The sequence below is a fragment of the Exiguobacterium sp. ERU653 genome (assembly GCF_018617775.1).
GTDB lineage: Bacteria > Bacillota > Bacilli > Exiguobacteriales > Exiguobacteriaceae > Exiguobacterium > Exiguobacterium marinum.
This window is the reverse complement of the sequence record NZ_JACSKV010000001.1, coordinates 493,336-505,136: the sequence shown is the minus strand read 5'-3', so window position 1 is coordinate 505,136 and position 11,801 is coordinate 493,336. Positions and strand designations below refer to the sequence as shown.

General features: G+C 46.4%; 14 protein-coding genes. All 14 read right to left on the bottom strand.

Features of this window, described 5'->3' with window-relative positions:
* Nucleotides 1-41: 41 nt before the first annotated feature.
* A complete protein-coding gene (locus tag KNO95_RS02645) occupies nt 42-1,742 on the bottom strand; it encodes a proline--tRNA ligase (RefSeq protein WP_026826216.1) in 1,701 nt (566 codons plus the stop codon).
* Between the two features lie 32 nt (nt 1,743-1,774).
* Nucleotides 1,775-3,025, bottom strand: coding sequence for an RIP metalloprotease RseP (gene rseP, locus KNO95_RS02640; protein ID WP_026826217.1), 1,251 nt, complete (start codon nt 3,023-3,025; stop codon nt 1,775-1,777).
* A 3-nt stretch (nt 3,026-3,028) separates the two neighbouring features.
* On the bottom strand, nt 3,029-4,186 hold the full coding sequence (dxr, locus tag KNO95_RS02635) for a 1-deoxy-D-xylulose-5-phosphate reductoisomerase (protein ID WP_214878231.1): 1,158 nt from the start codon (nt 4,184-4,186) through the stop codon (nt 3,029-3,031).
* A 13-nt stretch (nt 4,187-4,199) separates the two neighbouring features.
* A complete protein-coding gene (locus KNO95_RS02630) occupies nt 4,200-4,997 on the bottom strand; it encodes a phosphatidate cytidylyltransferase (protein WP_026826219.1) in 798 nt (265 codons plus the stop codon).
* Between the two features lies 1 nt (nt 4,998).
* A complete protein-coding gene (locus tag KNO95_RS02625) occupies nt 4,999-5,736 on the bottom strand; it encodes an undecaprenyl pyrophosphate synthase (RefSeq protein WP_026826220.1) in 738 nt (245 codons plus the stop codon).
* Between the two features lie 84 nt (nt 5,737-5,820).
* Nucleotides 5,821-6,381, bottom strand: a complete 561-nt coding sequence (gene frr / locus KNO95_RS02620) for a ribosome recycling factor (RefSeq protein WP_026826221.1) — start codon at nt 6,379-6,381, stop codon at nt 5,821-5,823.
* Nucleotides 6,378-7,103 (bottom strand): UMP kinase, encoded by a 726-nt coding sequence (gene pyrH, locus KNO95_RS02615; protein WP_026826222.1) that lies wholly within the window; start codon nt 7,101-7,103, stop codon nt 6,378-6,380. The genes frr and pyrH overlap by 4 nt, the downstream gene beginning before the upstream one ends.
* Before the next feature lie 110 nt (nt 7,104-7,213).
* Nucleotides 7,214-8,095: a translation elongation factor Ts gene (tsf, locus tag KNO95_RS02610; RefSeq protein WP_026826223.1), complete on the bottom strand. Its 882-nt coding sequence runs from the start codon at nt 8,093-8,095 to the stop codon at nt 7,214-7,216.
* 116 nt (nt 8,096-8,211) lie between these two features.
* Nucleotides 8,212-8,952: a 30S ribosomal protein S2 gene (rpsB, locus tag KNO95_RS02605; protein WP_015881415.1), complete on the bottom strand. Its 741-nt coding sequence runs from the start codon at nt 8,950-8,952 to the stop codon at nt 8,212-8,214.
* A 152-nt stretch (nt 8,953-9,104) separates the two neighbouring features.
* Entirely contained in the window at nt 9,105-9,497 is a 393-nt protein-coding gene (locus KNO95_RS02600) for a hypothetical protein (protein WP_214878229.1), read from the bottom strand.
* A 12-nt stretch (nt 9,498-9,509) separates the two neighbouring features.
* Entirely contained in the window at nt 9,510-10,280 is a 771-nt protein-coding gene (locus KNO95_RS02595) for a FliA/WhiG family RNA polymerase sigma factor (protein WP_026826225.1), read from the bottom strand.
* 12 nt (nt 10,281-10,292) lie between these two features.
* On the bottom strand, nt 10,293-10,778 hold the full coding sequence (locus KNO95_RS02590; RefSeq protein ID WP_026826226.1) for a chemotaxis protein CheD: 486 nt from the start codon (nt 10,776-10,778) through the stop codon (nt 10,293-10,295).
* The gene (locus KNO95_RS02585) at nt 10,771-11,370 is read right to left on the bottom strand and encodes a chemotaxis protein CheC (RefSeq protein WP_026826227.1); all 600 of its coding nucleotides are present in this window, start codon (nt 11,368-11,370) and stop codon (nt 10,771-10,773) included. Before KNO95_RS02585 ends, KNO95_RS02590 begins: the two co-directional genes overlap by 8 nt.
* Entirely contained in the window at nt 11,360-11,791 is a 432-nt protein-coding gene (locus KNO95_RS02580) for a chemotaxis protein CheW (RefSeq protein WP_026826228.1), read from the bottom strand. Before KNO95_RS02580 ends, KNO95_RS02585 begins: the two co-directional genes overlap by 11 nt.
* Nucleotides 11,792-11,801: the final 10 nt, after the last annotated feature.

The following is an 11,801-nucleotide window of genomic DNA, read 5'->3' as shown; positions in this document are numbered from 1 at the left end:
CGACAAATGAAGGTGACCGCTTCCGCTGTCACCTTCATCCATTAATGAGCCTCGCTAAACTTTGTAGCGATGACTTGTTCCAACTCATCGATTGATGTTTCAACCACTTCACCAGTCGCACGTACTTTCACTTCGACGATGCCTTCGGCCGCCTTTTTACCGACGTTTACACGAATTGGAAGTCCAATCAAGTCCGCATCCGCAAACTTGACGCCAGCTCGCTCTTTGCGATCATCAAACAAAACATCATACGTTTGACCAAGTTCATCATGTAGACGGTTTGCAAGTTCAAGTTGCGTCTCGTCTTTCGCGTTGATTGCAATTAAATGAAGATCAAACGGTGCAACGTTACGTGGCCAAACGATTCCACGGTCATCATGATGTTGTTCCACGATAGCTGAAAGTGTGCGTGACACCCCGATGCCGTAACAACCCATGATGAGTGGTTCGGCACGACCCTCTTCATTGAGGAATGTCGCACCCATCGCTTCTGAATATCGTGTTCCGAGTTTAAATACTTGGCCCACTTCAATTCCGCGTGCAAAACGAACCGGACCTGACTCGTCAGGCGCTAAGTCGCCCTCGACCACAAAACGTAAATCGTGATACGTCAACTCTGAGAGATCACGCTCTGCATTCACGCCTGTGAAGTGCGTATTCGCTTCGTTCGCTCCACATACAGCATTTACTAAATATTTAACCGCATAATCAGCGACCACTTTGACCGGAGCGTTAATCGGTCCGAGTGTACCTGGCGCACAGTTGAACAACTCAACGATTTTTGCTTCTTCTTCAAGTTGAATGTCGAGTCCACCGAGTGCGTTCTTCACTTTGACTTCGTTCGCTTCGTGGTCTCCACGAACGATCGCCATGACTGTCTCTCCGTCGACATTGAACAAGACGGACTTGATTGTCGTCTTCGAATCGATATTCAAGAATTTTGCCACGTCTTCAATCGTACGATTTTCTTCAGTATCCACCTTCTCAAGCGGACGAACTTCCGCCTGTTGCATCTCATAGCGGTCTAACGTTTCTGCCATCTCAATGTTCGCCGCATAGTTCGACGTGTCTGTATAGACGATTGTATCTTCACCGATAGCTGCAAGTGCTTGAAATTCATGCGTGTCTTTCCCACCGATTGCCCCAGAGTCCGCAACGACTGGACGGTATTTGAGGCCAGTGCGGTCGAAGATTCGTGAATACGCGTTATACATATTTGTATATTCTTCATTTAAACCTTCTTGTGTCGCGTGGAATGAATACGCGTCTTTCATCAAGAACTCGCGTCCGCGAAGCAAACCGAAGCGTGGCCGACGCTCATCACGATATTTTGTTTGAATTTGGTATAGGTTCATCGGAAGTTTCTTATAAGAATTGAGTTCATCGCGAACGATGGACGTAATCAATTCTTCATGTGTCGCGCCGAGTGCGAAGCGACGGTCATGACGGTCTGTCAATCGCATCAATTCAGGGCCATAAATGTCCCAGCGTCCCGTCTCCTCCCAAAGTTCTGCTGGTTGAATGGCAGGCATCAATAGTTCTTGTGCACCTGCCCGGTTCATCTCTTCACGAATAATCGTTTGAATGTTGTGTAACACGCGATGTCCGAGTGGAAGATAAGAATAGATTCCAGCCGCATTTTGGCGAATGAAACCTCCACGGACGAGAAGTTGATGGCTGACCGCTTCCGCGTCAGCCGGTACTTCTCTTAATGTAGGCATGAGCAATCTAGATTGTTTCATACAGTTCAACGTTTCCCTTCTCTACAAAAAAATTATTTAAAGAATGATTGAATGTCGTTCCAAGTGACAATTAACATTAGGAGCATCAATAGTGCGAACCCGATAAAGTGGACGAACCCTTCTTTTTTCGGATCAATCGGACGTCCTCTTACCGCTTCGAACAGGAGGAAAATCAATCGTCCCCCGTCTAACGCAGGAAGGGGAAGCAAGTTGAAGATGGCGAGGTTGACCGAAAGAAGCGCAGTCCAGTTCAACAACATAATCAAACCGCTCGCTGCTACTTCATCTGTCATGCGTACGATTCCAACCGGACCTGCGAGTTGATCGACCCCAACTTGACCCGTCACTAAATCTCCGACCGCAGAAAAGATAAGGGTAGACATCGTCCACGTCGTCTCAGCACCTGTCGTCACGGCTTTAACTGGTGAACGTTCAAGCGCGTTCGTGACACCGAGAATGCCGACAGTTTCTCCATTTTGTTCGACCGCTTGAGGGGTGAGTGTGACTGTCGCTTCCTCACCATCACGAACATACGTGACTTCCGTAGGGGTGTCAGCCCGGTCAGAAAGAGCCGAACGTAAATCGAGCCAATCTGAAATCGATTCGCCTTCAATCGATACGATTTCATCCCCGCTCATCAAACCTGCCTCATCAGCGGCTGAATCGGGTTGAACCGTACCGATTTGCCCATCGTTCGTCGGAGTCCCTTGAACAAGGCCGACAATAATGAGCAAGATGAACGCCAACACGAAATTCATCGCCGGACCGGCTGCGATTGCCAAAACACGTTTCCAAACCGACTGAGCTCCAAACGTTCGATCGTACGGTGCGATTTGAATTTCCATCCCTTGATCGACAAGGAGTGTGTCTCGTTCTAGTGAATAGACGCGTACTTCCTCATCGATGAGGAGTTGTACTTTCAATTCATGTGTCGAGTCAAACTTATCGACAGTTCCAACGACTTGAACATCTGTTGCCGTGTCCGGTTGGAAGTAGACGCGATCTACCGTCCCTTGCTCGGTTAAACGGAGTCCGACATGCTGACCCGCGCGTACTTCAACCGGTTCAAAGTCTTCTCCGGCCATTTTGACATAGCCACCGATTGGTAAAAGACGAATGGTATAGAGCGTTTCATTTTTACGGAACGAAACAATTTTTGGACCGAATCCGATTGCAAACTCGTGACAGAGAATGCCTGCCCGTTTCGCCATGACGAGGTGTCCCCATTCGTGTACCGAAATGAGAACGCCAAACATCAAAACGATGGCGATAAAAGTCGTCATGATTTATTCCCCACCTTCAATTCCTTGCTGAATCTGTTGACGTACTACTCGGTCAACTTCTAGAATTTGCGCGAGCGTCGGTTCGGCGATCACCTCATGTTGAGCCATCGCCTCTTCAACGAGTCGTTCAATTTCTAAGAAAGTGATGTGACCTTTCAAGAATAGGTCCACTGCCATTTCATTGGCTGCATTCAGAACAGTCGGCATTGATCCTCCGATTATTCCTGCTTCGAACGCTAACCGGAGTGCCGGATAACGCTCGAAATCAGCCTCTTCAAAATGAAGCTTTCCGATTTCATTCAAGTTTAACCGCTTATTCCCCTCAATTTCAAGCCGCTTCGGTTCCGAAAGCGCATAGAGAATCGGTCCCCGCATATCCGGGTTTCCGAGCTGAGCCATTACGGCTGCATCTTTAAATTCGACCATCGAATGAATGATTGATTCTCGATGCAAGATGACTTCAATATCATTATAGTCGATATCGAACAACCAGTGTGCCTCGATGACTTCTAGTCCTTTGTTGAACATTGTCGCCGAGTCGATGGTTATTTTCGCTCCCATCGACCAGTTCGGATGATTCAACGCATCTTCAACCGTCACATCGACTAATTCTTCCCGTGAACGGTCACGGAAACTTCCACCCGATGCCGTTAAAATGATTTTCGAGACATCTTCTCTACGTTCCCCGTTTAAACATTGAAAGATTGCAGAGTGTTCGCTATCGACAGGTAACAAATTGACCCCATATTCTTTCACGGCAGCTTTGACGAGATGTCCTGCGGTGACGAGTGTTTCTTTGTTGGCGAGCGCGATATCTTTTCCTGCTTGAATCGCTGCAAGTGTCGGTTCAAGACCAACCGCTCCTACCACCGCTGTCACGACGATATCGGCTCTTTCTGCCGTCGCGCATTCTTTCAGGCCTTCTGGACCAATAAAATACAGTGGTTCATATGTAAGGCGCGGTTTTAATTGTTCGAGTACCTCGATACTTGTCGCTGACACATATTTTGGTCTAAGTCGATTGATCCATTCTGTGGCGACATCGACGTTCGTTCCGAATGCATACGCCTCAAGTTCAAACAGGTCGGGGTGCTGTTCAATGACGTCACACGTTTGCACACCAATCGAACCAGTCGCTCCAATTAAGCTAATTCGCTTCATCTCGACACTCCTTTTATAGCAGATTAAACACCCAAATGACTGTGAAGACCGCAATCATACTATCGAATCGGTCTAAGATTCCTCCATGACCAGGTAAGAGATGACCCGAGTCTTTTACTCCGAACTGACGTTTATAAGCGGATTGTACCAAATCACCGAGCTGTCCGACGACGGCTACGACGATAGCTAAAATGATCACTTCGAATACTGGTAAGATTGGATCGATCCAGACGAAGATGACGCCGAGTACAACGGAAGATACAATACCGCCGATTGCTCCTTCAATCGTCTTGTTCGGACTGATTGATGGCCATAGTTTTGCTTTTCCGAACGCCTTCCCACTGAAATAGGCTCCAGAATCCGTCGCCCAAATCATGAACAAGATGAGCAACACTTTCGACAAACCATCGTCAGACAGACGTACTAGAGCAAAACTTGAGAACCCGACGACCAAGTAGACAGCCGAGACGAAATAGAATCCGACATCTTCATAGGTGAATCGATTTTTAGTGACGACCGTCCAAAATAGTAATAACACAAGTCCTAACACGAGCCATTGTTCGATCGTGAACGGCATCTCGTCCGTAACGATTTGCGTTTCAAGTAACAACAAAATGAACGGGAACGCCACGAGGAGTGACGTCACTAAAAATGGGAATGCCAATAGTTTATGCTGTCGCATCAATGTGAATTCACTTAATCCAATGAGCGCAAGAATGCCCATCAATGAAACAAATGCGTTGCCTCCAAGCGCAATCACCGTAATAAAGATGGCTCCGGCCCAAAGCCCTGTAATGATTCTTGTCTTCATGTTACACCCCACCAAAACGACGCGTGCGCGCGTTATAAGATTCAATCGCTTCTACAAAATGCTCACGCTTAAATTCCGGCCACAATACTTCTGTGAAATGAAGTTCCGCATATGCGCTTTGCCATAATAAAAAGTTAGAGAGTCGTTGTTCACCGCTCGTTCGAATAACGAGATCCACATCTTGGACGTGCGTCATGAGTCGTTCACCGATTAAGTGATCGTCGATGGCATTCGATTGAATTAATCCCGACTGTACATCTTCGGCGATACTGCGCATCGCTTGAACGAGCTCATCGCGCCCACCATAGTTAAGCGCAAACACAAGCTTCAATCCGGTATTCATAACGGTCCGCTCTCTCGCCTCGTCGACGGCCTCACGCGTCTCTCGAGGAAGTTTGGTTGTATCTCCTGCGACGAGCACCCGCACATTCTGTTCATGGAGTTCTTTTAAATCCGTCTCTAAGAACTGTTTTGGCAGTTTCATTAAAAACGAGACTTCCTCTTCCGGACGAGTCCAGTTCTCCGTAGAGAAGGCGTAAAGTGTCAGAGATTGAATCCCGAGTTCCTGCGCTGTTCGAACCGCCTCACGGATTGACTTCATCCCTTCTCGGTGACCCATGATGCGAGGGAGACCACGTTTTTTGGCCCAGCGTCCATTTCCATCCATGATGATGGCCACGTGCTCAGGAACACTCAACTCTGCCTCGATTTTCGTTTTAGGATTCACCCATTTAAACATTCTGTTATCCTCCTGATTGTATGAAAGAAGGACCCTCTCAGAAAAAGGGTCCCCACACAGCTTTTTGGTATACCACTTCCGTGATTACACTTCCATGATTTCTTTTTCTTTCGTTGCTGCAGATTCATCAATCTTTTTAATATACGAATCCGTCAACGTTTGAACGTCATCTGCATATCCGCGGAGATCGTCTTCAGTTAATTCGCCATCTTTTTCGAGTTTCTTTAAGTTTTCGTTTGCGTCACGACGAACGTTACGGACAGCGACTTTCGCTTCTTCCGCATATTTTTTCGTGATTTTAACTAATTCTTTACGACGCTCTTCTGTCAAGGCAGGGATTGCCAAACGGATGACTGTTCCGTCAGAAGATGGAGACAAGCCGAGGTCTGCCTTTTGAATCGCTTTCTCAACATCCGAAACCATTGATTTATCCCATGGTTGAATCAAAAGCAAGCGCGCTTCCGGTGTATTGATGTTCGCCACTTGATTGAGCGGTGTCGGGACACCATAATAATCAACTTGGACAGGGTCCAAAATCGATGCGCTGGCACGGCCAGTGCGAAGCGTTCCGAAATCACGTTTTAGTGAAGAATGTGCTTTTTCCATCTTTTCTTCAGCTGTTTTCAATACTTCTTTGACACTCATGAATTGACTCCTCCTACTACCGTCCCGATATGTTCTCCGAGTACGACACGTTTAATATTACCTTCTTCAAGCAATGAGAATACAATCAATGGAATGTGGTTGTCCATACAAAGCGATGTTGCTGTCGAATCCATGACTTGAAGTCCGTCTTTTAAGACATCAAGATAAGACAACGTGTCATACTTCACTGCAGTCGTATCCAATTTCGGGTCGGCAGAATAGACGCCATCCACGTTATTTTTACCCATTAAAATGACGTCAGCTTCGATTTCAGCAGCACGTAGAGCGGCTGTCGTGTCCGTTGAGAAATATGGGTTCCCTGTGCCGGCTGCAAAGATGACGACGCGTCCTTTTTCAAGATGACGCATAGCACGTCGACGAATGTATGGTTCAGCAACTTGTCGCATTTCAATTGATGTTTGGACGCGCGTTTGGACACCGTACGTTTCAAGGCTATCTTGAAGAGCGAGCGAGTTCAAGACAGTCGCGAGCATACCCATATAGTCTGCATTTGCCCGATCCATCCCCAGTTCACTGCCTGTCTTTCCACGCCAAATGTTTCCGGCACCTACAACAACGGCGACTTCTACACCCATCTCAATCAATTCTTTAATTTGACTTGAGATTGAGTTTACAATGTTAGGATTGATTCCATAACCTTGATCTCCAGCGAGCGCTTCTCCACTCAATTTTAACACAATTCGTTTATATTTCGGTTCCATAACTTTGCCTCCTCTTGCTTGAAAAAAGGGAACACGCTCCCTTAACGAACTAACTCAAGGTTATAAAGACGTGTTCCCAATTTTAGTTGCATCACATGTCATGACGCAGATTATTTTTTAATTTGGTTCATAACTTCTTCAGCAAAGTTCTCTTCACGTTTCTCCATACCTTCTCCTACTTCGAAGCGTACGAACGAGTTGATTTTTCCGCCTTTTGATTCTACGTATTTACCAACTTTGAAGTCGCTGTCTTTTACGAACGTTTGGTCTACGAGGCAAATCTCCTCGAAGTACTTGTTCATACGACCAGCAATCATCTTCTCAACAATGTTAGCAGGCTTCCCTTCGTTAAGCGCTTGCTCAGTCAAGACCTTCTTCTCGCGGTCGATTTCTTCAGCTGATACTTCATCGCGTGTAGCGTAAAGTGGACGTGCTGCAGCAACGTGCATCGCTACGTCTTTTGCAACTGTTTCGTCAGATGTTCCGTCGATCACAACGACTGAACCGATGCGACCACCCATGTGGAGGTACGTGCCAAATACTGCATCGTCAGCTTTTTCAAGAACTGCTACACGGCGGAGTGAAATTTTCTCTCCGATTGTAGACGCCTCTTCTTGGATATACGTTTCAAGCGTTTTATCTGCTTCGTACTCAGCTGCAAGTGCAGCTTCTGCAGTTGTTGCGCCTGATGCGAGAACTGCTTTCGCTACGTTGTTAACGAGTGTTTGGAACTTCTCATTTTTCGCAACGAAGTCTGTTTCTGAGTTGATTTCGACGAGCACAGCTTTGTTGCCTTCAACTGCTACTGCTGTCAAACCTTCAGCGGCGATACGATCACCTTTTGCTGCTGCTTTTGCAATCCCTTTTTCACGAAGGAAGTCGATTGCTGCTTGCATGTCACCGTCTGTTTCGACGAGTGCTTTTTTGCAATCGAGCATTCCTGCTCCTGTTTTTTCACGAAGTTCTTTTACCATTGCTGCTGTAACTGCCATCGGAAATTCCTCCTTGTAAAACTACAAATTTTAAGAAAAAGCACGGGGCTTCTTGTATACATGTCCTAAAAAAAGGTGATAAAAGGCTTTCCCTTTATCACCTATTGTCTCACTGATTACTCAGCTTCTGTAGCTTCAGCTTCTGTCGCTACAGCTTCTTCAGCAACTTCTTCTTCACCTTGCTTCGCTTCGATGATTGCATCAGCCATCTTCGAAGTGAGCAATTTAACAGCACGAATTGCATCGTCGTTCGCTGGGATTACGTAGTCGATTTCATCTGGGTCACAGTTTGTGTCGACAATCGCAACGATTGGGATGTTCAATTTGTGAGCTTCCGCGATTGCGATACGCTCTTTACGTGGGTCAACGATGAAGAGAGCGTCAGGCACACCAGGCATGTCCTTGATTCCGCCGAGGAACTTCTCAAGACGAGTCATTTCTTTTTTCAAGATGATGACTTCTTTCTTAGGAAGTACTTCGAACGTGCCGTCTTCTTCCATTTTTTCGAGTTGCTTCAAGCGGTTGATACGCTTTTTGATTGTTGAGAAGTTAGTGAGTGTTCCACCCAACCAACGCTCGTTAATGAAGAACATTCCTGAACGGATTGCTTCTTCTTTGATTGTATCTTGAGCTTGTTTCTTCGTACCAACGAAGAGGACGTTTCCGCCTTCTGCCGCGAGTTCACGAACAAAGTTGTAAGCTTCGTCTACTTTTTTGACCGTTTTTTGAAGGTCGATGATGTAGATCCCGTTACGCTCTGTAAAGATGTATTTCGCCATTTTTGGGTTCCAACGGCGTGTTTGGTGACCGAAGTGTACACCAGCTTCAAGCAATTGTTTCATTGAAATTACTGCCATGATAAATTTCCTCCTTGTGGTTTAAAAAAGTCCTCCGCCTCGTTCATTGTTATATTCCGACCTTTCGGCACCGAGGAATATGATCCCGAGACGTGTGTGATGTGTTTAACACCGAGAACTACTATAGCATATGTCTTTAATTCCGGCAACTCTCACTTTTTACGAAGTTTCGCATATAGAGCCAGTTCTCCTTCGCCTTTTCCGAGGATTCGGGCAGCATCTCTGACCGAATGCCGTAACAAGACATCGTCTACGTCAACCGACGCAGACGATTTTGTTTCATCTGTCGTTGTTTTCAATGACTCATTGGACTCTTCAACAGATGTTAAAGGTAAACTTTCTTCTTTAACCTTTAGTTCGCGTTCAGGTGGCTCCGAAGCGACGAGATCGTTCATCGACTCCATGAAAGAAAGAAGCAATGTTTCTGTCTCCTGCTTCTCTCTTTCGAGCCGTTCTACCCGCTCTTGTAATATTTGAACTTGGCGGTAACCGAACAAAAAACCGTAAGCAACCAAACAAGCAGTCATCACATATACAATATACACTTGTTCATCTCCTCACGATGTTTTTTCTTCAAGATAGGACCGCCCAAGCGCATTTTTTAACGTCTTCAGAGCTTTCGAGTGAATTTGCGAGATACGGGATGTCGAAAGTTCTAGCACCTCACCAATCTCGGTCAATGTCAATTCATCAAAATAAAACAATGAAACAACAAGCCGTTCTTTTTCAGACAAATGATCGATTTCTGCCGCAAGCACGTCAATCAACTCTCGCTGCAACAGCGTATCTTCCGGTTTTTCGGAATCAGGGTCAAAGTATGTGACAGACATGACTTTCCCTTCTTCCTGCAATGTCACAGCTTCGTCAATCGATAACATATTCGCAAAATACCCTTCTGCCATCGTCCGTTCAATCTCTGAAACCGAAAGGCCACAAGCACTCGCTAATTCACTTTTTGTAGGAGCACGATGCAACGATTGTTCAAGCTGTTCTGCCACGTGGTCGATTTTTTTTACTTTTTCCCGGACTGAACGAGGCAACCAATCAATTTTTCGTAACCCGTCGATAATGGCTCCCCGAATCCGAAAAGCGGCATACGTATCAAATTTATTATTATGCTCTGGATCATATTTCATAAGGGCATCGTACAATCCCATGTAACCCAAACTTTTCAATTCGTCGCGTTCGACGCTCTTTGGAAGCGTCACGATCATCCGTTGTACGTGGTAGTGGATTAGAAACTCGTAATGTGCTAGTAGTTCGTTTGCTGTATCCATATCACGGTCCGTATTCCAGCGATCCCACAACTGTGTAAGATGAGTCGTCATGTCGATCCCCCCTTATAGTTCTTTCGTACCCACGCTCACCGTCCGAATCGATAAAATTGATGTGGCAACGTCAAATTCAATCGTTCGTCCGTTATGTCCACCACAATCTTCCGCCACGAGCGGGATGCGATGAACTTTTAATGCTTGGCGAATCGCTTCGGCGTTTCGCTCACCGATTCGCATCGCTTCGTTCTCATATTTAAATTGAAACATCTGTGCGCCGCCTGCCATTTTGGCTTGAAGTCTTGTCGCACCTTCTCGTTTTAAAGACTGTACGAGCGTATCAATGGCGGTGTCCGCATATTTTCCTACTTCAATCGTTTGATTCTTTCGAGCAATCGCCGAGTCCGGTAACATCACATGGGCCATTGCCGCCAATTGGAGGCGGGTATCATACAAGATGATACCCACACACGATCCGAGACCGGCTGTACGTAACCGATTCGGCGCAGTTGTCTGTTTCCATTCGGCAATGCCAATTTTTAATACATCAGCCATTTCTAAGCAACCGTTCTTGAATCCGTTTGAGCGACCCATGTGTCGGTAGGAACAACACATGTCCTGCACTTACTTTTTGATCGATCATAAATGTCGTATCAATATAGAGCGCTGCATCCTCTTCGGGTTGGACCGATGTGACGACAAATTCGACGATGGACCCTGCCATATCGATTGCCGTTGCCGGTACTTGAATCATAATCGGTGTCTGTAACCAATCGCCAAGTGCCCGGGCGTATGCACCGCTCATGATATTCCCAACTTCTTCCCATGCCGATTGACCGAGTACATCACCAGAGTCAAATGAGTAGGGCATTCCGATTAACGTGGATACCATCTGTTCAGCGTCTTCAACTGCGAACAAGATGAGGATCATTCCGCGAATCTCACCATCTAATTCCAATAATACCGAGGCGACATGCCGCTCCGGACCACCCACTCGATCAGGTAAATACATAATCGGTTCCATCTCAGCAGAGGACACGGTAATGTTCACCGGCTTCGCTAACATGGCGGACAAGGCAGTGGCCGCATGTCCAGACCCTATATTTCCCAGTTCCTTTAACAGGTCTTGTTCAAACTCACTCAGCATACTGTTCCTCGAACAACGCATTCGCATCGATCAGAGAGAAGAGTTTGTCTTCCCCTTTGGCAATCGCTGTCAAATGTGCTGAAATCATATCGCGGCTCGATTCTGGAATCGGCTCAATCCGTACTTCATCGCTTTCGACAACTTCGTTCGCACGGTCGACGATGAACCCTGCGTCTCCCTGATTCAAAGAGGCGATTAAGATTCTTGTTTCGTCTGTTGGCTCAATTTCTTCATAACCTAAGCGTAAACGAAGGTCGATGACCGGTGTGACGACACCTCGAAGGTTGATGACCCCTTTGACATGTGATGGTGCGTTCGGGACCCGTGTGATTGGCTGAAGACGCTCAATTGAACGTACCGATTGCACGTCGATCCCATACGTATTTTCTTCAAGTGAAAAGACTACCCATTTCTGTTCCATCAATATTCCT

What these genes read in the sequence shown, in the direction of transcription:
- KNO95_RS02645 (WP_026826216.1), bottom strand. Translation starts at nt 1,742, where the DNA reads ATGAAACAATCTAGATTGCTCATGCCTACATTAAGAGAAGTACCGGCT.
- rseP (WP_026826217.1), bottom strand. Translation starts at nt 3,025, where the DNA reads ATGACGACTTTTATCGCCATCGTTTTGATGTTTGGCGTTCTCATTTCG.
- dxr (WP_214878231.1), bottom strand. Translation starts at nt 4,186, where the DNA reads ATGAAGCGAATTAGCTTAATTGGAGCGACTGGTTCGATTGGTGTGCAA.
- KNO95_RS02630 (WP_026826219.1), bottom strand. Translation starts at nt 4,997, where the DNA reads ATGAAGACAAGAATCATTACAGGGCTTTGGGCCGGAGCCATCTTTATT.
- KNO95_RS02625 (WP_026826220.1), bottom strand. Translation starts at nt 5,736, where the DNA reads ATGTTTAAATGGGTGAATCCTAAAACGAAAATCGAGGCAGAGTTGAGT.
- frr (WP_026826221.1), bottom strand. Translation starts at nt 6,381, where the DNA reads ATGAGTGTCAAAGAAGTATTGAAAACAGCTGAAGAAAAGATGGAAAAA.
- pyrH (WP_026826222.1), bottom strand. Translation starts at nt 7,103, where the DNA reads ATGGAACCGAAATATAAACGAATTGTGTTAAAATTGAGTGGAGAAGCG.
- tsf (WP_026826223.1), bottom strand. Translation starts at nt 8,095, where the DNA reads ATGGCAGTTACAGCAGCAATGGTAAAAGAACTTCGTGAAAAAACAGGA.
- rpsB (WP_015881415.1), bottom strand. Translation starts at nt 8,952, where the DNA reads ATGGCAGTAATTTCAATGAAACAATTGCTTGAAGCTGGTGTACACTTC.
- KNO95_RS02595 (WP_026826225.1), bottom strand. Translation starts at nt 10,280, where the DNA reads ATGACGACTCATCTTACACAGTTGTGGGATCGCTGGAATACGGACCGT.
- KNO95_RS02590 (WP_026826226.1), bottom strand. Translation starts at nt 10,778, where the DNA reads ATGGCTGATGTATTAAAAATTGGCATTGCCGAATGGAAACAGACAACT.
- KNO95_RS02585 (WP_026826227.1), bottom strand. Translation starts at nt 11,370, where the DNA reads ATGCTGAGTGAGTTTGAACAAGACCTGTTAAAGGAACTGGGAAATATA.
- KNO95_RS02580 (WP_026826228.1), bottom strand. Translation starts at nt 11,791, where the DNA reads ATGGAACAGAAATGGGTAGTCTTTTCACTTGAAGAAAATACGTATGGG.